Source organism: Streptomyces sp. NPDC107521, from assembly GCF_055598485.1.
Genome location: NZ_JBVKAT010000016.1, coordinates 1 through 22,192 on the forward strand (window position 1 = coordinate 1; position 22,192 = coordinate 22,192).

17 protein-coding genes and 1 pseudogene are annotated in these 22,192 nt (G+C 74.4%); 3 read left to right on the forward strand and 15 right to left on the reverse strand.

What is annotated here, in order from left to right:
* From ACZ7LB_RS22580 to ACZ7LB_RS22630, 11 genes and pseudogenes are all read right to left on the reverse strand, one after another.
* Window positions 1-94, reverse strand: a pseudogene (locus ACZ7LB_RS22580) (chorismate synthase); the annotation flags it as partial.
* A gap of 136 nt (window positions 95-230) precedes the next feature.
* Window positions 231-1,409, reverse strand: coding sequence for a prephenate dehydrogenase (locus tag ACZ7LB_RS22585; RefSeq protein WP_471470833.1), 1,179 nt, complete (start codon window positions 1,407-1,409; stop codon window positions 231-233).
* Entirely contained in the window at window positions 1,409-1,789 is a 381-nt protein-coding gene (gene aroH / locus ACZ7LB_RS22590) for a chorismate mutase (protein ID WP_471470634.1), read from the reverse strand. Before aroH ends, ACZ7LB_RS22585 begins: the two co-directional genes overlap by 1 nt.
* A complete protein-coding gene (locus ACZ7LB_RS22595) occupies window positions 1,786-3,186 on the reverse strand; it encodes a class II 3-deoxy-7-phosphoheptulonate synthase (protein ID WP_471470635.1) in 1,401 nt (466 codons plus the stop codon). The genes aroH and ACZ7LB_RS22595 overlap by 4 nt, the downstream gene beginning before the upstream one ends.
* Window positions 3,187-3,469: 283 nt before the next feature.
* Window positions 3,470-4,291, reverse strand: coding sequence for a class II aldolase/adducin family protein (locus ACZ7LB_RS22600; RefSeq protein ID WP_471470637.1), 822 nt, complete (start codon window positions 4,289-4,291; stop codon window positions 3,470-3,472).
* 142 nt (window positions 4,292-4,433) lie between these two features.
* Entirely contained in the window at window positions 4,434-5,969 is a 1,536-nt protein-coding gene (locus tag ACZ7LB_RS22605; protein ID WP_471470638.1) for an FAD/NAD(P)-binding protein, read from the reverse strand.
* A 64-nt stretch (window positions 5,970-6,033) separates the two neighbouring features.
* The gene (locus ACZ7LB_RS22610) at window positions 6,034-6,570 is read right to left on the reverse strand and encodes a flavin reductase family protein (RefSeq protein ID WP_471470640.1); all 537 of its coding nucleotides are present in this window, start codon (window positions 6,568-6,570) and stop codon (window positions 6,034-6,036) included.
* Window positions 6,571-7,149: 579 nt separating this feature from the next.
* Complete coding sequence (locus ACZ7LB_RS22615; protein ID WP_471470641.1) at window positions 7,150-7,950, reverse strand: ScbR family autoregulator-binding transcription factor; 801 nt, start codon at window positions 7,948-7,950, stop codon at window positions 7,150-7,152.
* A 686-nt stretch (window positions 7,951-8,636) separates the two neighbouring features.
* Window positions 8,637-9,884 (reverse strand): cytochrome P450 family protein, encoded by a 1,248-nt coding sequence (locus ACZ7LB_RS22620; RefSeq protein WP_471470642.1) that lies wholly within the window; start codon window positions 9,882-9,884, stop codon window positions 8,637-8,639.
* 264 nt (window positions 9,885-10,148) lie between these two features.
* The gene (locus ACZ7LB_RS22625) at window positions 10,149-11,621 is read right to left on the reverse strand and encodes an MFS transporter (RefSeq protein ID WP_471470643.1); all 1,473 of its coding nucleotides are present in this window, start codon (window positions 11,619-11,621) and stop codon (window positions 10,149-10,151) included.
* 107 nt (window positions 11,622-11,728) lie between these two features.
* Window positions 11,729-12,913 carry an acyl-CoA dehydrogenase family protein gene (locus tag ACZ7LB_RS22630; RefSeq protein WP_471470644.1) on the reverse strand — a complete coding sequence of 395 codons (1,185 nt, stop codon included), beginning with the start codon at window positions 12,911-12,913 and terminating at the stop codon, window positions 11,729-11,731.
* Window positions 12,914-13,245: 332 nt separating this feature from the next.
* Here ACZ7LB_RS22630 and ACZ7LB_RS22635 point away from each other — a divergent pair, with 332 nt between their 5' ends.
* Window positions 13,246-13,794, forward strand: coding sequence for a CGNR zinc finger domain-containing protein (locus tag ACZ7LB_RS22635; protein WP_471470645.1), 549 nt, complete (start codon window positions 13,246-13,248; stop codon window positions 13,792-13,794).
* A 367-nt stretch (window positions 13,795-14,161) separates the two neighbouring features.
* Here ACZ7LB_RS22635 and ACZ7LB_RS22640 read toward each other — a convergent pair whose 3' ends face one another.
* From ACZ7LB_RS22640 to ACZ7LB_RS22655, 4 genes are all read right to left on the reverse strand, one after another.
* Window positions 14,162-14,908, reverse strand: a complete 747-nt coding sequence (locus tag ACZ7LB_RS22640) for a metal-dependent transcriptional regulator (RefSeq protein WP_471470835.1) — start codon at window positions 14,906-14,908, stop codon at window positions 14,162-14,164.
* 92 nt (window positions 14,909-15,000) lie between these two features.
* Window positions 15,001-16,809: an AMP-binding protein gene (locus ACZ7LB_RS22645; RefSeq protein WP_471470647.1), complete on the reverse strand. Its 1,809-nt coding sequence runs from the start codon at window positions 16,807-16,809 to the stop codon at window positions 15,001-15,003.
* On the reverse strand, window positions 16,806-17,561 hold the full coding sequence (locus ACZ7LB_RS22650) for a class I SAM-dependent methyltransferase (RefSeq protein ID WP_471470648.1): 756 nt from the start codon (window positions 17,559-17,561) through the stop codon (window positions 16,806-16,808). Before ACZ7LB_RS22650 ends, ACZ7LB_RS22645 begins: the two co-directional genes overlap by 4 nt.
* Window positions 17,562-17,618: 57 nt before the next feature.
* A complete protein-coding gene (locus tag ACZ7LB_RS22655) occupies window positions 17,619-18,569 on the reverse strand; it encodes a helix-turn-helix domain-containing protein (protein WP_471470649.1) in 951 nt (316 codons plus the stop codon).
* 687 nt (window positions 18,570-19,256) lie between these two features.
* On the opposite strand from ACZ7LB_RS22655, the gene ACZ7LB_RS22660 reads away from it, so the two are divergent.
* Window positions 19,257-20,183, forward strand: a complete 927-nt coding sequence (locus ACZ7LB_RS22660; RefSeq protein WP_471470651.1) for a pyridoxamine 5'-phosphate oxidase family protein — start codon at window positions 19,257-19,259, stop codon at window positions 20,181-20,183.
* A 326-nt stretch (window positions 20,184-20,509) separates the two neighbouring features.
* Entirely contained in the window at window positions 20,510-21,811 is a 1,302-nt protein-coding gene (locus ACZ7LB_RS22665) for a M6 family metalloprotease domain-containing protein (RefSeq protein WP_471470652.1), read from the forward strand.
* Window positions 21,812-22,192 lie beyond the last annotated feature (381 nt).

A 22,192-nucleotide genomic window follows, 5' to 3' on the forward strand; every position in this document is an offset into this window, starting at 1 on the left:
TGGTCACCGGCACCCCGGCCGGAAGCCCCTCCAACGTCGCCACCAGTGCGGGACCGTGCGACTCCCCCGCCGTCAGCCAGCGCAACCTGCTCAACACGTTCTCATCGCTCCTCGATGGGGTGGACGGGGAAGATCCGCCGGGTCTCGGTCCTCGGCGGTGCCCGGGGCGCCCCGGCGGGACCGGCCCCGGCGGGGGCCGGTCCTCGCACCGGGCGGTCCGGACGGGCCGGTCAGGCGCTCGCGGCGGCCAACGGGACCCGGAACGGGCCGCCGCCGGTGTCCCGCGCGGGCCCGGTCCGGTCCGGGCCGTCGGAACCGGACGGCTCGGGCAGGCGCACCGCCCAGCCGTACTCCATGAGCCGCCGGGTCATCCCCGGCGCGGTGGACGCCTCGACGACCAGTTCCACCAGTCCGCTGCGCTCGGCCGGGGAGTGGTCGATGGACACCTCCTCGACGTTGACGTCCAGGCCCGCGACCGTCGCCAGCAGCCGGGCCAGTTCGCCCGCCTGGTCGCCGATCAGCACGTGCACCGGCACGCACCGCGACGGCTTCTGGCCGTGCTTGCCGGGCACCCGGTTCCGGCCCTCGCGGCCCCGCCCCAGCAGGTCCGCGACCAGCAGCGCGCCCTCCTCGCGGGCGTCGGCCTCGTCGGTGGCCAGCCCCCGCAGCGCGCCCACCGCGGTGGTGAGGTCCACGGCGATCGACGCCAGGACGTCCGCGACGGCCGCCGCGTTGGCGCCCAGGATGTCGCCCCAGAGCCGGGGGTCGCCCCCGGCGATCCGGGTGACGTCCCGCAGCCCCTGACCGGCCAGCCGTGAGGCCTCGTCCGGGAGCTGCTCCAGCCGCGCCGCCATCAGCGACGCCACGAGGTGCGGGGTGTGGGAGACCAGGGCGACCGCGCGGTCGTGGGCGGCGCTGTCCATGACCACCGGCACCGCGCCGCACAGGGCCACCACCGTCAGGGCCCGGTTCAGGGTCTCCGTCCCGGTCTCCGGGGTGGGGGTGAGCACCCAGGAGCGCCCCTCGAAGAGGTCGGCCGAGGAGGCGAGCGGTCCCGACAGCTCCCGCCCGGCCATGGGGTGGCCGCCGATGTGGCAGGAGGGGTCCGCCAGCCTCAGGACGTCCCGCTCCGGCCCGCTCTTCACACTGGCCACGTCGGTGTAGCTGCGCGCCAGGCCCCGGGCCTGCTGGGCGGCGAGCACCCCGCCGACCGCGCCGGGCGGCACCGCCAGGACGGCGATGTCCACGGGGGCCGGGGGCGGGCCGACGGTGCCCGCGCCGAGCGCGGCGGCGGTGCGGGCCGCCGACTCGTCCACGTCCAGCAGATGGACGGCGACCCCCCTGCGGGCCAGGGCCAGCGCCACCGAGGTGCCGATCAGGCCGGTTCCCACCACGGCCGCCGTACGGATCATCGGGTCTCCTCCAGGGGGGCGTCGAGGTCGGCGCGCAGCCGCGCGGCGCCGCCCCGGTAGACGTGGCGGACCTCGTGCTTGGGCCGGTCGGTCTCCGCGTGCACCAGGACGCGCACGACGCGCGGCAGGCTCCCCGCGACGTCCAGTTCCCGGGCGCAGAGCAGCGGGGTGTCGGTGATGCCCAGCTCCCGGGCGGCGACCGCCGGGAACTCGCTGATCAGATCCGGGGTGGCGGTGAACAGCAGGCTGATCAGGTCCGTCTGTTCCAGCCCGTTGGCGTCCAGGATCTCCTTCAGCAGGCCCTTGGTGCTGTCCACCAGGTGGGCCCGGTCGTCCCGGTCGAGCTGGACGGCGCCGCGTACCGCGCGCACGGTCATCCCCACGCTCCGGCGAGGGGGTTGGCGGACCGGTCGGCGGCGGGGCGGGCGGGGGCGCGGTCCTGGTACAGCTCGGCGGTGCGGAAGGCCAGGTCGAGGGACTGGTAGCGGTTCAGGCGCGGGTCGCAGGAGGACTCGTAGCGGTGGGCGAGGTCGTCGAGGCCGACCTCGGTGCCGCCGCCGACGCACTCGGTGACGTCCTCGCCGGTCAGTTCGACGTGGATGCCGCCGGGGTGGGTGCCCAGTTCGCGGTGGACCTCGAAAAAGCCCCGCACCTCGTCGACCACGTCGTCGAACCGGCGGGTCTTGTGGCCGCTGGGGGCGGTGAAGGTGTTGCCGTGCATGGGGTCGCAGATCCAGGCGACCCGCGCGCCGGAGGCGGTGACCTTCTCCACCAGCGCGGGCAGGGTGTCGCGGACCCGGTCGGCGCCCATCCGGACGATGAAGGACAGCCTGCCGGGCTCCTGGTCGGGGTCGAGGCGGTCGATGAGGGCCAGGGCCTCGTCAGCGGTGGCCGTCGGACCCAGCTTCACCGCGACGGGATTGCGCACCTTCGAGGCGAACTCGACGTGGGCGCCGTCCAGTTGGCGGGTGCGCTCGCCGATCCACACCAGGTGGCCGGAGACGTCGTACCAGTCGCCGGTGCGGGAGTCGCGGCGGGTGAGGGCCGCCTCGTAGTCGAGGATCAGCGCCTCGTGGCTGGAGTAGAACTCGGTGGTGTCCAGTTCGGAGGTCCGGGCGCCGCAGGCGTCGAGGAAGGCGAGCGCCCGGTCGATCTCCCGGGCGAGCCGCTCGTAGCGCTCGCCGACGGGCGAGCCGGCCACGAAGTCCCGGTTCCAGTGGTGCAGTTGACGCAGGTCGGCGTAGCCGCCGGTGGTGAAGGCGCGCACGATGTTCAGGGTGGCGGCGGAGGCGTGGTACATCCGGCGCAGCCGCTCGGGGTCGGGGATGCGGCTCTCCGGGGTGAAGTCCAGGCCGTTGACCGCGTCGCCGCGGTAGGCGGGGAGTTCGACGCCGTCGCGGATCTCGGTCGGCTGGGAGCGCGGCTTGGAGTACTGCCCGGCGATGCGGCCGACCTTGACCACCGGGACGGAGGTGGCGTAGGTGAGCACGGCGGCCATCTGGAGCAGCGTCTTGACCTTGTCGCGGACCTGGTCGGCGGAGACGGCGTCGAAGCTCTCGGCGCAGTCGCCGCCCTGGAGGAGGAACGCCTCGCCGCGGGCCACGGCGGCCAGCCTGGACCGGAGCCGGTCGCACTCCCCGGCGAAGACCAGGGGCGGGGCGCCGGCGAGGTCGTCGAGCACGGCGGCGAGGGCCGGTCCGTCGGGCCAGGTGGGCTGCTGCGCGGCGGGCAGGTCCCGCCAGGAGTGCGGCGGCGTGTCCTGCGGTGCGTTCATGGGAGGGCTCCTTCGTCGGTCTCACAGGGGATGCCGCGCGGGGTCACCGCGCGGAGGCTCGGGCGGGAGGGTGCGGGTGCGGGAGGAACGGGCGGGGCGGGACGTACGGGCCGGGAACGCGGGGCGGGAGCGCCGCGCGGGGGCCGCCTCCGGCGGGACCGGTGGGCGGCCTCCAGCGGCCGGGCCGCCGGTCCGCCGGGGCGGAGGCCGGCGAGGCGGAGGTCGGCGGGGCGGAGGTCGGCGGGTGACAGGTGGCGGGTGACAGGTGGCGGGCGGCGGGCGCTCACTCGTCCAGCAGGTCGGGCTCCTCGCGGACGATCTCGTCCCAGAGCAACTGGAAGCTGAACCAGCCGAGCTGGGCGTCGCCGAAGCCGTCTCCCGCCGCCACGGCCTGCTCGTGGGTGAACTTCTTCGGGTTGCCGGCGGCGCGGGCGAGCAACTGGACCTGGGCGCAGCCGTCGTAGGTGAAGAACCAGTGGACGGCCTCGTCCAGGGAGCCGCCGACGGTGATCAGGCCGTGGTGGCGCAGCAGGATGGCCCGGTTGTCGCCGAGCTGCTCCGCGATGTCGCGGCCCTGTTCCAGCGAGACGGACGGGCCCTCGTAGGCCTCGTAGAGGACCTGCCGCCCGTAGAACGCGGCGGACTCCTGGTCGATGGGGTCGAGCAGGCGGCCGAGGGCGCCGAGGGCGCGGGAGTGCGCGGTGTGGCCGTGCGCGGCGGCGGTGGCGCCGGGCTGGAGCTCGTGGATCTGGGAGTGGATGACGAAGGCGCTGGGGTTCACCCGGTGCCTGCCGTGGACCACCCGGCCCCGGGCGTCGACGCAGATCAGGTCGGCCACCCTGACGTGCTTGAAGGAGACGCCGAAGGGGTTGACCCAGAACTGGTCGGGGTACTCCGGGTCACGGACCGATATGTGACCGGAAATCCCCTCACCGAAGCCGTACTTGCCGAACAGGCGCAGGGCGGCGGCCAGCCGCTGCCGGCGGTGCCGGCGGGTCTCCTCGTGGGTGGCGAAGACCGGCTCCCCGGGGATGGGCAGCCCCGTCGCGGTGTCGGCGAGGAACTCCGCCCGGGGCTCGGTGGTCGGGTCGGTCATCGTGGTCATGCGGGGCTGCCTCTCTCTGGACGGGCCGCGGACGGGCCGGACGGCCGTGGACGGGCGGTGCGGGAAGCGGGCGGTGCGGACGGTGCGGGACGTGCGGGACGGACGGGGGCGCGGGACGGCGGCGGGCGGTCCCGGGCGGGACTCACGCGGGCAGCAGGACGTCCGCGGCGCGGGTCGCGAGACCGGCCCCGGCGTGCCGCAGGATCGCGCCGACGATGTCCTCGGCCCGGTCCACCAGGGACGGGAGCCCGAAGGTGAAGAAGAGCGACCCGGCGCCGATGGTGCCCAGGCCGTACAGGCGCGGATCCTCGCTCTTGCCGGTGAGCAGGCTGCTGGTGGTGCGGGAGAGATGGAGCCCGCCGTGCGGGTGCAGGCTCGCGGTGCCCTTCCGGGTGAGGGTGGTCACCAGCGGCCGGGCTCCGGCCGGGACGCGGCTCTCGGAGGCGCTGACCGCGTTGACGACCCGGTCGGCGCCGAAGGACGGCTCGCCGTCGAGGGCGATCTCGAAGCCGCCGCCGGGGCGTTCCGCGACGCCGCGGAGTCCGGGGCGGATGCGCAGCCGGCCGGAGTCGATCAGCTTCAGCAGGGCCGCCGCGCTGGCGGGCGGCATGGGGCAGCACAGGCTCATGATGGTCCGGTAGTGGGTGCGGATCAGCTCGGTCCGGTCCGTCTCCCGCAACTGCGGCCACACGTCGGGGCCGATGTCGGGGACGGCGTGCTGGAGGATGCGCAGCCCCGGGTCCGGCGAGTTGACGGCGGCGAACTGCCGGCGCAGCCGCTCCGCCGGGCTCTCGTCGCCGAGATGGGTGACCTCGGCGTGGACCGCGGCCACGTCCGCCCCGGCGTCCCGCAGTTCGGCCGCGACGAGCCGTGCGAAGTCCTCCAGGGTCAGCTCGCGCCCGGTGCGGGCCAGCGCCCGCATCCGCTCCTTGGTGAGGTGGCGGGGCTCGAAGGCGATCGGGCACTGCCGGACGCCGGGGAGCACGCCCCGCCGCGAGAGCAGGCTGATCCGTCCCCGGTGGTTCTGGGCGGAGAGGGCGAGGATGATGTCGACGGCGGTGAGTCCGCTGCCGATGACCGCCACGTCCTCCTGCGGGCCGATCTCGCGCAGCCGCTGGGACATCGGGTACGGGTCCGCGATGAATCCGGAGGTGCCCGCGAGCCCGTAGGCGTCCTTGGGTCCGTCGCCGCCGACGCAGAGCACGACGTAGTCGAAGTCGCCGGCACTGCCGTTGCCGGTGGTCAGCCGCACCTGGTCGGTGGTGCGCCGGGCGCCGGTGACCGCCGCGCCGACGAGGTCGACCCGCCAGCCCTTCCGGCGGAGTCTCCCGAGGGCCGCGTACGCCGACTGCTCCAGGTATTCGCCGTAGACGGTGCGCGGCGGGAAATTCATGCCGGAATACGGGTCGGCGCTGTCGAAGTCGTCGACGACGCGTTCCCGGTCCGCCAGCCAGCGCCGGAAGTGGCCCATGTCGCCGACGCGCACGGACATGTCCTCCGGTGGTGCGTTCACCTTGATGGTGTCGATGTCGACCTGATAGGCACGGCCCCGCCAGAGATTCGGCGACGGCTCGAACACCGTGATACTGCCCGTGGGGCCCTGCGCCTGGGCCAGCGCGTCGACGAGGCAGACCGCGGACGCGCCACCCCCGACCACAGCGATCGATATTCCAGACATGTGTCAGCCACCCATCGGTATATGAAGTACGTGGAGTTCCTCGTCCGCGGCTATTTCGGACCGCTCATATCGCGTGCTCGTCGACGCGGTGGAAAGCGCCGTGCAGGAAGACCAGGGAGGACCGGGAGCGGCGCACCCCGGCGCCGACCACCTCGCCGACCACCAGCAGGTGGTCGCCGGCCTCCAGGTGGTCCCGGTAGCGGCACTCCATCCAGGCCGCGGAGTCAAGGACGAGCGCCCCGGTCTCGGCGCCGGGCTCCGCGGGCAGGCTGCGCAGCGCCTTGCCGCGCTCCTCGGCGGGACGCGCGAAGATCCGGGCGAGGTCCTCGCCGCCGCCGTCCAGGATGGACAGGGCCCAGACCCCGGATTCCATCAGGTCGTCCAGGAACGTGGAATCGCGGCGGATGCTCAGCGACACCAGCTGGGGTTCCAGCGAGAGGGAGGTCAGGGAATTGATCGTCAGCGCGTTGTGCCGGCGCGCGGGTTCCGCGTCGGAATACGTGCTGACCACGCAGACACCGGTGGCGAAATGACGCATGACGGAACGCAGATCGTCTTTCACGGCGACCGCGGGACGGCCGGCCGCTGACAACTCGCCCATGAATGATCCTCTCCGGGAAAGGCCGAATGTGCGCACATGCGTGAGCGTTCCGGGGCCGGAGGTGGAACACCTCGGAGAATGGCGAAACCCGGTTCGGCTCCGGTGACGTTACAGAGCGCGTGGGTGGCGATTTTGCGGGGGAGCGCACGAGAACTGTTCCGTCCACGCCTGTCGTGAACTCGCCCCCGGCGCAGGGGCGGTGGCCGCCGCCGCGCTCGTGGGGAGCGGCCCGCCCGGGGTGTTCGGGGGCGCGGGACGACGGGAGGAGAAGCGGCAGGGGAACGGGGTGGAGGGGCCCGGTGCGGCGAGGTGGGGCGGGGTGCGGCGTATGGCCGTCGCACGCCTGTCGAAAACAGACCGGCGTGCATGTTTCTCGGGCGCGCGGGGCCGGAAAGGGTCCGTCTGCGGGGGCGCGGGGCCGCGTCACGGGCCGGGGCGGGGGCCTCGGGCGCCGGGTGCGGGGCGGCGGGCGCGCGGCCCGGGGCGGTGCCGGACTCCCCGCCTCCCGGCGGGCGGTGTCCGCCGGCGCGGGCGGAGGGCGTGCTCCGCGGGGGCCGTGGGGGGCCGGTGGGCGGTGCCCTACCGGCAGCCGCTGCGGCAGTGCCGCGCGTGCGCCTCGCCCAGCGGGGCCACCGTCCCGGGCCCCGCCGGCGGTCCGCCCGGCCCCGCGTCCACGGCGGACGCCTCCACCGGCGCGATGGTCCGCCCCCCGGCTCCGGCCGGGGCGACCGTCCCGGCCAGCGCCTCCGCCTCGGCCACCACCCGCTCGCCCCGGTCGGCGGTCAGGTCGAGCCGGGCCAGCACGCCGGGCACCGTGATGGTGGGCAGCAGTTGGGTGAGGAGCACCGACAGCCGCTGCGTCAGGTCCCGCCGGTCGCTGAGCACATGGGAGAGCATCTGGACCCCCGAGAAGGCCCCGACCAGCAGTTCGGCCGTGGCACGCAGGTCCACGCACTGGTACAGCTCGCCCTGTTCGCTCGCCTCGGTCAGGCCCACGAGGTTGTGGTCGGCCCAGGCCAGGAAGGGCCTCCTGCGGTCCAGCTGGTGCGCGCCGCGCTCCAGCGAGAGGCTGACGCTGCCCTGGAGCATCTGGTCGTGCATGAGGCGGTGGCCGAAGACGAGCCCGGCGTCCACCAGCTCCTGGAGCTTCAGCGAGCGCCGCACGATGGGGTACGTGCCCGGCACCACCTGCACCTCCAGGATGGCCTCGGCGAGGTCCTCCTTGGAGGAGAAGTGGAAGTAGAACGCCCCCTTGGTCAGCCCGGCCCGTGAGTAGACGTCGGAGATGGTCGCGCCGTCGTATCCCCGTTCGGCGAAGACCGCGCCCGCCGCCTTGAGGATCAACTCCCGTGTCCTGATGGCACGTTCCTGCTGGGCCACTGTGCACCAACCCCTCGATTCCCGGAAACCATACCTCTGTGCACGTATCTTTCCCCACCATGGGCCCCCTGGCCCTTCCGCGGGGGCCGGAGGGGTACCGAACCGGACATCTCCCGGGCCTCCGGGACGCGCGGGACCGGGGAGCGCCGTCGGGCGGGGACAGCGTGCGGGCCGGGCACGGCGGGGCGGGGCGGGCACGGGGCGGGCTGCCCGTACGCGGCACGGAGCGGGCCGGGCACGGAGCGGGCGCCCGTACGCGGCACGGGGCCGCCGCCCGTGCGCGGGCACAACGGGCCCCGGCGGGGGCGTCACGGGCTCCCGCGCCCCTGCGCCGGGAGCGCGCCGCGACCGCCGGGCCGTGACCGCGCGCTCCCGGGGCGGCGCACGCCGAAATCCCCCGGCCGGTCCCCCGGCCGGGGTGGCACGCCCGGCGCCGCGCCGCCGGGCCGAGGACGCCTCCCGGCGGCGCGGTCCGGCACGGGATCCGGCACGGGATCCCCGGCCGAGCGGTGCCCCCGGCGGTCCGGGCGCGGGCCCCGGGGTCCCGGGACCCCGGGGCCGACGGGTCGGCGGGCCGGGGCGGGGGCCGTGACCGCGCGCGGCCCCGCGCCCCGCCGCGCCGCCCCGGCCCGCCCTCGCCCGCCGACGTCCGCCACCCGCCGCCCGCCGCGGCCGGTGGCCTCCCGTCAGTCCTCGACGGCCTCGTGGTCCAGGACGACCATCAGCTCCCGGTGCCCGTTGGAGATGAACGACCGCTGCGGCGCGGGCGACCGGTCCGGGTCGGCGAGCGCCAGCCGCGGGAACCGCCCGAAGAGGGAGCCGAGGGCGATGGACGCCTCCAGCCGGGCCAGCGGCGCGCCCAGGCAGTGGTGGGCGCCGTGGCCGAAGGAGAGGTGCTCCCGGCGGGTGGGCCGGGTGACGTCGAAGCGGTCCGCGTCCTCCCCGTGCCGCGCGGGATCCCGTCCGGCCGCCGCGTAGGAGATCATGATCGGATCGCCCCGGCGGATCACCGTCCCGCCGGTGTCGATGTCCTCGACGGCGTAGCGCAGGATCGCGTGGGCGCCCGGCGGTTCGTGGCGCAGCGCCTCCTCGGTCACGTCGTCCCAGCCGGCCTCCCCCCGCCGGACCAGCTCGCGTTGCTCCGGGTCGCGCAGCAGGGCGTGGGCGGCGTGGTCGAGGAGGTTGACGGTGGTCTCGTACCCGGCCGTGTACAGCAGGATGAGGTTGTCGGCGAGTTCCTCCTCGGTGAGGGCGGCGCCGTTCTCGTCGCGGACGGCGATGAGGTCGCAGGTGAGGTCGTCGCCCGGGTTCCCGCGCTTGTGGGCGAGGAAGTCCGCGACGGTGGTGTGCAGGGCCTCCGCGTTGGCCCGCGCCTCCTCGGCGGAGGCGGAGGTGCGGAAGAAGCCCTTGATGATCCGGTGCAGTCCGGCGCGGTACTCCTCGGGGATGCCGAACAGGTCGCACATCACGAGGTGGGGCAGTGGGTGGGCGTACCTCTCGCGCAGGTCGAGCGGCCGGCCCGGCGGTTCGGCGGCCATGGCGTCGAGGAGGTCGTCGGCCGTGCGCTGGATGCGGGGGCGCAGGGCGGCGATCCGGCGCCGGGTGAAGGCCGAGGCGACCGGCCGGCGCATCCGGGTGTGGTCCTCGCCGTGGGCGGTGACCATGTTCCGCACGGAGACCCAGATGGCCAGCGGCCAGTCGGCGGGGACCGTGCCGTCGTTCCAGTCCGGCCAGTGCCGGTAGGCGTCCTTGGACACCCTCGGGTCGAGCAGGAGCGCGCGGATCAGGGCGTCGTCGGTGACCGACCAGACGACCACTCCGCCGGGGAGTTCGACCTGTGTCACCGGTCCCCGGTCGCGTAACCGGGCGATCTCGCCGTGGATGTCGCTCCCGTCCGGGTCCATGACGAAGGGGCACTGCCCGCTGCGGTCCATCTGCTCAACTCCTGGTCCCGCCGGGTCGGTCGGTGCCGCCCGGGCAAGCCGACTATGCCGGACTGCGGTCACCGCGCATCCGGCATTCGGGGAAGAGGCCGGCGTCCCGCCCGCTCCCCGGGGAGGGGGCAGGGGGCGGGACGCCGGCCGGGGCTCGGTGGACGGTGCGGCCGTGCCGCGACGGGCCGCGGGACGGGACCTCCAGGGCCTCTCGTTTGGATCACGCCGGGCTCGCGGGGTCCGGCCCGACCCGAACGAAAGCCCCTAGGAGCCGCTGCGGGCGGCCTCGGCGCGGCGCCGCGAGGAGGCGCGGAGGGCGGCGACGAGGGTGAGGACCATGGTGACCACGGAGATGCCGGTGACCACGTAGAGGCCGGAGTGGTAGCCGGACAGGGTGGCGGAGGTGCCGCCGTCGCCGTCGGCGGCCATGGTGGCGGTGACGATCGCGAGGACGACGGCCGCGCCGACCTGGTACCCGGTCTGGAGGACACCGGCCGCCAGGCCCTGCTCGGAGTCGGCGACGCCGTTGGTGGCCTGGACGTTGGCGGCGGGGAAGGAGAAGGGGAAGGCGATGCCGATGAGGACGACGCTGGGCAGGATGACCCAGAGGTAGGAGGAGGTCTCGTCGATGCGCAGGAAGAGCAGGTAGGAGGCGGTGTAGGCGACGAAGCCCGCGAAGATCATCCAGTGGATGCCGAAGCGGGCGATGAGCTTCCCGGCCCGGGGGGCGATCGTCATGATCAGGAGGCCGACGGGGAGGAAGGCGAGGGCCATCTCCATCGGCGACCAGCCGCGCAGCGACTGGAGGTAGAGGCCGCCGATGAACTGGAAGCTCATGTAGGTGCCGAGGATGGCCGCGGCGACCAGGCTGGCGCCCACCAGGGCGCGGTTGCGCAGCAGGCCGAGGCGGAGCAGCGGCTGCTCGGCGCGGCGCTCGACGGCGACGAAGACTGCGAGCAGGACGACGGCGGCGGCGAAGGTGCCCAGGGTGCGCGCGGAGGTCCAGCCGGCGTTGGGGGCCTCGACGATGCTGTAGACGAAGAGCAGCATGGCGGCGGTGACGCTGACGGCGCCGGCGACGTCGAACTTGCCGGTGCCCAGGGTGCTGCGCACGTCGCGGGGGACGAGGACGACGGCACCGGCGAAGGCGACGAGCGCGACGACGACCGGGAGGAGGAAGGTCCAGCGCCAGTTGATCTCGGTCAGGGCGCCGCCGACGATGACGCCGGTGGAGTAGCCGACCGCGCCGCAGGCGGTGTAGATGCCGACCGCGCGGTTGCGCTGGGGGCCCTCGCGGAAGTTGGTGATGATGATGGACAGGCTGGCGGGCGCGGTGAACGCGGCGCCGATGCCCATCACGAAGCGGGCGATGATGACGACGAGTCCGTCGTTGGTCAGTCCGCCGACCAGGGAGCCCACGGCGAAGACGGCGACGCCCATGAGGAACATGCGGCGCCGTCCCAGCAGGTCGGCCATGCGCCCGCCGAGCAGGAGGAAGCCGCCGAAGCCCAGGACGTAGGAGCTGACCACCCACTGGACGGACGCGGTGCTCATGCCCAGGTCCGCCTGGATCGGCGGGACCGCGATGCCGACCATGATGTTGTCGAGGGCGTCCAGGAAGAATGCCGCGCACACGCTGACGAGCAGACCCCACTCGCGGACGCCCCACCTGTCCCCGCCGGGCTTTCCCGCCTCGGGGGGTGTGACGTCGACTCTCACTTCACTGGAAGTTGCCATGTCCTGTCCTCATCTAGTCAGTTGCCGGTCATTGCGTCCGTTGCCGGCGGTGCGGCCGATGGGCGGAACGGGCCCGTCCCACCGGCCGGCGAGCACCGTGCCCGGGGTTATCCCTTGAGCCCGAGGGGGAAGGGCGCCAGAGGCGTGCCACCGAGGAGGTGGGCTCCGGCGGACTGCACGATCTGTTCCTGCGCGAGGATGTGCTGGCACATCGTGTGCAGGTCGCGGACCCAGCGGTCGAGCGGGGAGCTGCGGTAGATCGACGCCGTGCCGACGAGGTCGGCGAGGCGGGTGACGATCGACCGCGCGGTCCGGAAGGCGTTGACGCGGGCCAGCGCCGAGGAGACCTGCTGGTCCGGCGTCGGCTGCTGCCCCGCCTCCAGCCGGTCCCAGAGTTCGTCGAGGGTGCCGTAGACCGCGTAGCGGGCCGCGGCCAGCTCCATCTCGGCCTGGCCGATGGCCGTCTGCACCCGGTAGCTCTCGGCCCACGGGACGCCGGTGCCCTTCTCGACCTTGCCGGCGGCCAGTTCGCGCACGTGGTCCAGGGCGGCGCGGGCGATGCCCAGCGGCACGCCGGGCACGTTGCCGAGGAAGGCGTCGGGGGCGGAGAGGGGGCCGTCGCCGCGCGGGGTGGTGAAGTCGAAGGAGCGCTCCTCCGGCACGAACAGGTCGTTGGCCCGGTAGTCCATGCTGCCGCTGCCGGCCAGTCCGGTGGTGTGCCAGGTGTCCACCAGCTCGAACTGCTCGCGGGGGGCCACGATCAGCCGCCAGTTCACCGGGGCGCCGTCCGCGCCCGGCTCCGGCTCGCCGTCGGAGTGCACCACGCAACCGCCGACGACCCAGTCGGCGTGGCTGATCCCGCTGCCGAAGGGCCAGCGGCCGTTGACCCGGTAGCCACCGGGCACCCGCTCGGCGCGGCCGACGGGGAAGATCAGACCTGCGGTGATCGCATCGGGGTTGGCGAGCATCTCCTTGACGACCGTCTCGTCCAGGTAGCCCGCGTAGATCCAGGTGTCCATGCCGATCATGGCGCACCAGCCGGCGGCCGGGTCGCCGTAGGAGAGCGCCTCGATCACCTCGGTCTGCTCGGCGAAGGTCAGCTCGGGGCCACCCCAGTCCTTGGTCATGCCGATGCGGAAGACGCCCGTGTCGCGGACCAGTTGGACCACGTCCTCGGGAAGGCGCCGGTTGCGCGCGATCTCCTCGGAACGCTCGCGCAGCAGCGGGGCCAGGGCCCGTGCGCGGGCCAGGATCTCCGCCGCGGTGGCGGGGCCGCGGTCCTCGTCGGTCATGGGATTGAGAGTCTCCGTCACAGTCATTGAAACCCCTCCTGATAGCTGCGTACTCGCTCTCTTAGGGCGCGACGACCGGCCAGCCGCCCCACGGGGCAGCCGGACGGGCGACCCCGGGCGGCGGTGGACGAGCGGTCCGGCCGGTCTCGCGCAGTCCTCACGCTAGGGACGGCGGACCCTCCCCTCTCGCGCGAACGCGCACGCACTTTGGTCCGTCCGCACACACCGGCCGGACTAACCAACGAAAGTGACTTTAAGGGTTAGGCATGCCTCTCGCAACCGGTCACGTACGCTTGAGGGGTTAGAAATGGATTCGGATGGAGGATGGTGCGATGACCGAGATCGACCCACGTCCGTTCGTCGGCGAGCCACTCGCCCTCGATCTCCTGAACACGCGGTGGCAGGAGCACGGACAACTGCACGATCTGCTCGAAACCCCCGACGGCCTGCGGGTATGGCTGTCGGGACATGGACTGGCGGAGCGTTTCCCCGCCGACGGGGCGTCACTGGAGGCGGTGCGCGCGACCCGCGCGGCGCTGTACGCCGCCGTCGACCGGCCGGGCACCGACGAGGCCGCCCGGCCGGTCGACGCGATCCTGGACCACGGCCGCATCAGACCCGTCCTGACCGGTGCGGGACCCGGCGAGCGCGCCGAGGTCACGGACCCGGTCTGGGGCGCGGCCTGGACGGCCGCCCACGACTACCTCCGGCTGCTGACCACGGCCGCGGACCGCATCCGGCTCTGCGACCAGCCCGACTGCATCCGGTACTTCCTCGACACCTCCCGCAACGGCACCCGCCGCTGGTGCTCCATGGCCCTGTGCGGCAACCGCGCCAAGGCGGCACGCCACTACGCGCGGAGCCGCGGCACCCACGGGTGACCGCGGGCCCGGGCGCGGACGGGCCCACGGCCCGCCCGCGCCCGGGCCCGGCGGGGACGGACACGGATACGGAGAGGGAGAAGGAGAGGAACGGGCACGGCGAGAGGCCGGGCCGGGGAAGGAGCCGCGGGAACACGGAGGCAGGGGCGCGGACGTGCCCCCGACGCGCCGGCCCACCCGGGGAGTACGGCGGGCCGCGCCCCCACCACGGCTCCGCGCGGCGGACGTTGGCCCCCGCGCGACGCAGGGGCCCGCCGGCGCCGTGCCGCCTCCCTTGAGCACGGGGGCGGAACGGCACCGGCGGGCTCCGGTCCTTCGGGCGGCGGCGTCCGGCACGGACGGCGGCGGGACTCCGGCGGCGCCCGGCTCACCCGGGCCGGACCGGTCCCCCACCGCCCAACGGCCCCTCACCCGCGCCCGGCCGGGCGACCAGGACGTGCGGGGCGTCGCCGTCGGACAGGTGCACCGGGCCGGTGCCGCCCGGGGCGCCGACCAGCAGGCCCACGCGGGCCGCCGTCACCGTCACCTCGGCACCCGGTTCCACCCCGGCGGCGCGCAGCGCGTGCATCAGCCCCGGGTCCGACTGGAGGGGTTCGCCGAGGCAGCGCACGACCACGGTCCTGCCGCGCGGCCCCGGGTCCACCTCGGCCAGGCTCACCAGTCCCGCGTCCCGGGGCACGGCCCGGGCCCCCGGACCGCCCGGACCGTCGGGTGCCGGGATCGGATTGCCGTACGGGGAGCGCTCCGGGTGCCGCAGCAGCTCCGCGATGCGGCGCTCGGCCGCGTCCGTGATCACGTGCTCCCAGCGGCACGCCTCGACGTGCGCCAGCTCCCACTCCAGGCCGATCACCTCGACCAGCAGGCACTCGGCCAGCCGGTGCCGGCGCATCACCCGCGTCGCCAGCAGTCCTCCCTCGGCGGTCAGTTCCACCCGGCGGTCACCGGCGATCCGGACCAGCCCGTCGCGCCGCAGGCGCGCCACGGTCTGGCTGACGGTCGGTCCGCTGTGGCCCAGCCGCTCAGCGATCCTGGCCCGCAGCGGCGGCGCCCCCTCCTCCTCCAGTTCGTAGACGGTGCGGAGATACATCTCCGTGGTGTCGATCAGCGCGGTCATCGCGGACACGCGTCACTCCCTCCCGGACCGGGCGGTGGTGCCGGGGACCCGGCCCCGGCACCACCGCCCGGGATGCTCCCGTCCGGCGCGGATCAGGCGGACGCCGGGGCCGCGGCGGAGCGTCCGACGGCCCCCGACTCCTCCAGCCACTGGCGCAGTTGGGCCCTGCGCAGCTTGCCGATGCCGGTCTTGGGCACGTCCTCCCGGGTGACCGGCACGGCATGGACGATCCGCACCCCGAAGGCGTCCGCCACCCGGGCGCGCACCCGTTCCCGGGCCTCCACCGGGTCCACGCCCTCGCGCGGGTGGAAGGCGACCGCGAGCTCCTCGCCCGCGCCGTCCGCCGCGCCCACCCCGCAGGCCACCGTGTACGAGGGCACGACGCAGTCGAGTTCCTCCACCCGGGCCTCGATCTCGTGGCCCTGGTGGGGGACGCCGTCCAGCAGGATGACGTCGGAGGCCCGGCCCGTCACCGTGAGGATGCCGTCGCGGACGTAGGCGAGGTCGCCGGAGCGGAACCAGCCGTCGGCGGTGAACGAGGCCCGGTTCTGCTCCTCGTTGCGGTAGTAGCCGGAGGTCACGGCGACGCCGCCGACCTGGAGGTGGCCGGTGTCGCCGAGCGGCACCGGCTCGTCGCGGTCGTCGACCACCCGCAGCACGGTGCCGGGCTGCGGACGGCCGACGGGGACGTGGCGCTCGTCCCCGGCGCCGACCGCCGAGAACTCGCAGTCGGCCACCCCGGCGCTGGTCTCCGACATGCCCCAGCCCGGGTACATGGCGTCCGACGGCAGCCCGAACGGGGCGAGCACCTCCAGGAAGCGGCGGACCACGCCGCTGCGGACGGCCTCACCGCCGTTCATGATGTAGCGCACCCGGGAGAGGTCCCAGGTGCGCCCGGCGAGCCGGTCCGCCTGGTCGTTGATCAGCCCGAAGGCGAAGTTCGGCGCCCAGGTGGTGTCGGAACGGTGCCGGTCCATCGCGGCGAGCCAGCGCAGCGGGTCCCCGAGCACCCACTCGAAGCGGGCGTGCACCTGGTGGCAGCCGAGGTGGACGTCCCGGGCGTGGAACATGACCAGGCCGCCGACGTGGTCCAGGGGCATCCAGTTGAAGCTGTGCGTGCCGTGGTGCAGCCGGTTGACGCGCGCGGTGGCCGCGGTGCGGCTCAGCACGTTGCGGTGGGTCAGCTCGACGGCCTTGGGCACACCGGTGCTGCCGGAGGTCAGCAGCCGCACGGCCGGGGCGTCGGTGTCCGCCCGGTACCGGTCCCGGTCGGGGGCGTGCGCCAGCAGGTCGCGGGTGCTCCCGAGCCACGCCCCCGCCCAGCGCGGGTCGGCCGTGGTCCCGGGGGCCAGTTCCTGGCCGGGGCCGGTGACGACGCGGGGGGCGCCGTAGCCGTCCCAGACCCGGTGCAGCAGTCCGGGGGCCGCCGCGCGCTGCTCGGCGGTGGCGCCGGCGTTGACCGGCATGGGGACGAAGCCGCCCAGCACGCAGGCCCAGAAGGCGGTCAGCAGCTCGGGGTCCTCGGCCACCTGGAGGACCACGGTCTCCCCGGGCCGCACGCCCGCCGCGCGGAGGCCGCCGAGGATCCGGGCGGCGTCGTCGAGCAGCCGCCCGTACGACCGGCCCTCCTCGGAGCCGTCGGCCCGGACGAACCGGAGGCGCTGCTCGCCGGCGCCCTCGCGCGCGGCGGCCCGTACGAGGGTCTCGCCGAGGTCGGCCACGTCCAGGGGGACGGGGGGGCCGCCGTCGAGGACCGAGACGCCGGGGGGTGCCGGAGTGCCGGGGGGTGCCGGGGTGCCGGGGGGTGCCGGGGTGCCGGGGGGTGCCGGGGTGCCGGGGGCGGTCCCGTCGCGGGGGGCCGTTCCGTCGACGGAGGGCGTCGCGCTGCCGGAGTTCGTCATTCCGACTCACCGTCCTTCGCGGTCGCCACGATCACCAGCGGGCCGCGCCCGTGGAAGGGGGCGGGCTCCTTGCGGAAGCCGCCGTACTCCGCGACGGTCCTCAGCCCCGCGTCGTCCAGCAGGTCCCGCACCTCCGGGCCGGTCAGGACCGCCTGGTCGAAGAAGTTGTCGTACAGGGAGACCCGGCCCTCGCGGTCGCGGACGAGGAGGGTCTCCTCGTTGCGCCAGTTCGCGGCGTGCGGGTTGATCGCCTGGCGGGCGAGCCGGGTGATGAGCACCCCGTCGTCGCCCCGGTGGTGGCCCACCGTGTGCTGCTGGAAGCCCTCGACGAAGTTGAGCAGATGGCCGAACTCCAGCACCACGTGGCCGCCCGGCCGCAGCAGCCCCCGGACCTTCCGCAGCACCCCGCGCAGCTCCGCCCGGGGCAGGTAGTTGAGCGTCATGAAGAGGCTGTAGACCAGATCGAACCGGTCATCGGTGACGAAGTCCTCGGCCCGCCCGTGGACGTACTCGACGCCCTCGCCGCCCCTGCCACGCGCGTACTCGATAAAACATGCACTCTGGTCTGCTCCCAGGCAGGAGAAGCCCCGCGCACCCAGCTCCCGGAGGTTGGCACCGGTCCCGCAGCCGAGGTCGAGCACGCGCCCGCCGGCCGGTGCGAGGGAGGACAGGAACTCCGTCTCGGCAGTGAGATCACGGAAATCCCCCCGCATGATCTCGTAGTACTCTCCGGGGAATTCGAAGCTGGACAATGCCTTGCCTTTCCGTAAGATCGAGAACAACCTTGAAGGGAAACAGCGCATCGTGCGTCATTCGGCGAGAACCGCTCCGCGGCTCTTCCGGAATTCACGGGGAGTGACTCCGTACCGGTCCCTGAAAAGGCGGCTGAGGTGCGACGCCCCGTAGAATCCGGACCGTTCTCCGATCGCCGCGATGGAGAGGTGGTCGAAACGCGGGTCGACCAGTTCGGCGCGGCAGCGGGCCAGCCTTTCGTCCCTGATCCACCGGGCCGGGCTGGTGTTGTGCTGGTGGAACATCTTCTGGAGGTAGCGCAGGGAGACGTTGTGCCGCTGGGCCACGGCGGTGGGACAGAGATCGGGGTCGGAGAGCCGCTCCCGGATGAACGCCTGCATGCTCAGCATCAGCGTCGGCCGGCCGTTCCCGGACTCCTCGGCCAGCGAGCGCAGCCGCTCCGCGAAGAGCGCCGCGGCCAGCCCGGCCACGCAGCCCCCCAGCAGGTCAATGCCGGTGTCGACGTACTCGCCGTGCTCCTCCAGGCCGACCAGCAGATTGGACAGGAGCGCCCCGAGCCCGTGCGATCCGGGCCACGCCCGGGCGGTGAGCACCTCGGTGTCCTTGGCCGTCAGGCCCATCAGGCGCCGGGGGATCATGAGGGTCACCGCGCGGAACCGCTCCGGCATGACGACCTTGTACGGACGGGAGCTGTCGTAGCAGACGAGCTGCGCCCCGCAGGCGGTGGCGTGCTTCCCGTCCTGGAACACCAATATCTCGCCGGCCAGGGGCCGGCATATGCTCAGATAGCCCTCCTTGTGGGTCTGCAGCAGACGGCTCGGTCTGATCATTTCGCGCGGACCGCCCTCGACGAGCAGGGCCCGTACTTCACCGAAGCGATTGCTCACGATCGTACCGCTCGGCTCTTCGTCATGGTCACGGACAATCTGCACGCAGTCGTGGGACCGCGCGGCCACACTGAAGCGGACAACGGTCTGGCTTTCAGTCCGAACGCCCACACGCGTCATTGACCAAACCCCCCGTCTGACGAGGATTCAGGGGTATTCCGCCCAACTGGCCGCACCCTTGCGGCCGCCGCGCCCTGGTGAGCGCGGATGGCACCCCTTGCATCCCTTAGCCGGGTTCATTGGAACATACCAGGCTGCTGGTTTTCTACAGAGAGATTCGTACGCAGGGTGGTCCACCGGACACGTTCCGCTGCCTCCGCACCGGCCCCTGGCTGCGCGGACGTGCTCCCGGGCCATGGTCGCGACCCGTTCCGATCGGGCCACGCACAGGACGCAACTCGGTCATGGGCCGTGCGCGATTCGTCAATCGGGAGGGCGGCGCGCTCCCCGGCGCCCCCACCGCCGCCGGGCACCCGGTCCGCACCGGCGCGCCACCGGACCGCGCGGCCCCGGGTGGCCGACACCCGCCGGTGGCCCGGGGAGGCGCGAAGGGCCGCCGGGGCCGGGCGGGGAGGCACGGGGCGACCGGACCCGGGGTCCGTCCGGAGGAAGCGCCGGACGCGTGAACCACCTTGATCAGCAAGTGAGTTGACATTCCATCAGGCATCGTGGGGAGGACGGCCCGGGCATGGGTAGCACAGCCGGCACGAGCGGTGGGACCACGCGACGGCGTGGACACCACGCACCACACGACATCCACCGGGGCCGGCGCGTCCCGGCGGCACGGCGGGACACGAGGAGACGGGTATGACGAGCGCGCCGCACCACGAGGGCGAGCAGGCCGTGCAGCGGCGGGCGGGCGAGGGCCACCCGGGCTGGGGCACACCGATGTTCCGCGATGTGATCGAGCCGCCGTTCGCGCACTTCCTGGAGCGGCAGCACCTGCTCTTCCTGGGCGGTGCCGACGCCGGGGGCGCCGTCTGGGCGTCCGTCGTCGCCGGGGACGCCGGTTTCATCGCCCCCGTCGACCGGCACCGGCTGCTGGTCGGCTCGCTGCCCGCGCCGGGCGATCCGCTGCGGGACGCCCTCGGCACCGCGCGGGACGTCGGCATGGTCGCCGTCGACCCGCACACCGCCCGCCGGATCAGGCTGAACGGGGCGGCCCGGCGGGACGGCGACGTGCTGCTGTTCCGCGCCGGTCAGGTGCTGGGCAACTGCCCCAAGTACATCCAGCGCCGGGTCCTCCTGGAGCCCGGGGACACCCCGCCCCCGGCACCGGAGCCCGCCGTGACCGGGGACGGGCTGTCACCGGAGCAGCGGCGCCTGATCGGGGCGGCGGACACCTTCTTCATCGCCAGCCACTCCCCGGACCACGGCGCCGACGCCTCGCACCGGGGCGGCACCCCGGGGTTCGTGACCGCCGGGGAGCGCCGGCTGTCCTGGCCGGACTACGTCGGCAACTCCTTCTACATGACCCTGGGCAACCTCCATCTCAACCCGTCCTGCGGGCTGCTCTTCCTGGACTGGGAGCGGGGCCACACCCTCCAGCTCACCGGCAGGGCGAGCGTCGACTGGGACCGGCGGCGCGCCGAGGAGCTGCCGGGGGCGCTGAAGTTCGTCGACTTCGACATCGACCGCGTGGTCGAGATCCGCCACGCGGTCCCCCAGCGGTGGGCCCTCGCCGCCCCCTCCCCCTTCAACCCGCCGCTCCCCCGCGGGCGCTCCCTCGCCTGACGGCGGCGCGGGGCGCGTGTCCGCCGGCCGGCGGGTACGGGTGCGGCGGACCGGCCGGTCCGCCGCACCCGTACCCGTCCCCGGCCACCCCTCTCGGACCGCGCGGCGCCGCCCCTCTCGGACCGCGCGGCGCCACCGGTCCGGGCGGGCCGGCGCCACCCGGGCCCTTCACCCGTCCGGCGGCTACCGGTGAGAAACCCACGATCGGGCTCCCCAGCGCGCGCCCGCGCCCGCCCCGGCACAGGGTGGGCCCAAGGGCGGCCGGCGACGGACGGCTGCCGGGGTCCCGGGAGGTGCCAGTGTCGCCGCAGCCGCAGGTGCCCCCGGTGCCGCAGCCCCCGGTGGCGCCGTCGGGCCGCCGCATACGCCGCCGCCGGCGGGTCTCGCTGGCCGCGGTGGGCGTCCTCACCCTCGCGGTCAGCACCTCGGCGGGCACCGGCGGACTCGTGCCGGGTGCCACCACGTCGGCGGGGCCCGGTCCGGCGGTCCTCCCCCGGATCTCCGGGCAGGCGCCCTGCGCGATCAGCGGCGGCCCCGAGATCCAGATGTCGGAGGGCGTCCCCACCTCCTCCGGCTACGCCCGCTCCACGGGCACGGTCCGCGCCCTCACCCTGATGATCGACTTCTCCGACGCGCCCGGCGAGGGCAAGGCCCTCGACCGCTACGGCGAGTTCTTCCCGCAGACCCAGGAGTGGTTCCGCACCAGCTCCTACGGCCGTCTGGACTACCGCCCCGAGGCCCCCGTCCACGACTGGCTGCGCATGCCGAAGCCGTTCGCCGAGTACGGCATAGAGCGCGGGGCGCCCTTCGAGCCCGGGTACCGCGAGCTGGTCCAGGACCTGGTGGCGGCGGCCGACGAGAAGGTGGACTTCGGCGCGTACGACCTGCTGAACGTCCTGGTCACCCCGAACGCGGGCCCGTCCGCCCTGGACACGGTGCTGTCGGTGACCTTCGCGGGCAACGCCGAGGCGCCGGTGGCCGACGGGGTGCCCGTGGCCAACGCGTCCTTCGTCTACTCCCGCCAGGACGACGGCTCCGGCTCCTACGACCGCACCGGCTACCGGGTGCTCCCGCACGAGAACGGCCATGTCTTCGGGCTCCCCGACCTCTACACCCAGGACGGCGGGGGCGCGGTCGGCCACTGGGACATCATGAGCGAGGACTGGGGCGCCGACAACGACCTGCTCGGCTGGCACAAGTGGAAGCTGGGCTGGCTGGACCCCTCCCAGGTGCACTGCGCGTCGGCGCCGGGGACGACGGAGTACACGCTGACGCCGCTGGCCCGCAAGGACGGCGGCGACAAGCTGGTGGTCGTCCCGCTGGACGGGCGCAGCGGCTACGCGGTGGAACTGCGCACCCGCGAGGGCAACGACGAGGTGGTGTGCCGTCCGGGCGTCCTGATCTACCGGATCGACGCGGGCGTGGACACCGGGATGGGCCCGGTGAGGGTCTTCGACTCCCGCCGGGACAGCGGGGGGTGCACCCGCAGCCCCAACGTCCACGCCGAGCTGTCGGACGCCGCGTTCACCCCCGGCGAGACCTTCCGGGACCCGCGCCGGGGCATCACCATCGCCGTCGCCTCCGCCGACCTGAAGGGCGACCACCGGATACGGATCACCCGGCGGTGACGGGGCCGCGAGCGCGGGCGTGCCCTCGCGTGCGGCCAGGACGGGACCGCCGGGCGCCGGGCCCGGGGTGCCGGGGTGCACGGGCCCGGGGAGCCGGGGGGGGCACGGTGCCGGGGAGCCGGGGGGGGCACGGTGCCGGGGAGCCGGGGGGGGGCACGGTGCCGGATACGCGGGCGGGGCACGTACGGGTGCCAGGTGCGAGCCGAGTGCACGGGCCGGGCACGGGCACGGGCACACCCATCGCGTTGCCGTGGGACCGGGCGACCGGCCCCGGCGCCGGCCGCGGACACCGGGAGCACCGGTCACCCACGGCGGCCCGTCCCACCCGTACCGGTCGCACCCGTATAGGAGGGGCCCGGCCACCGGCGCGCCGCCCCGAGC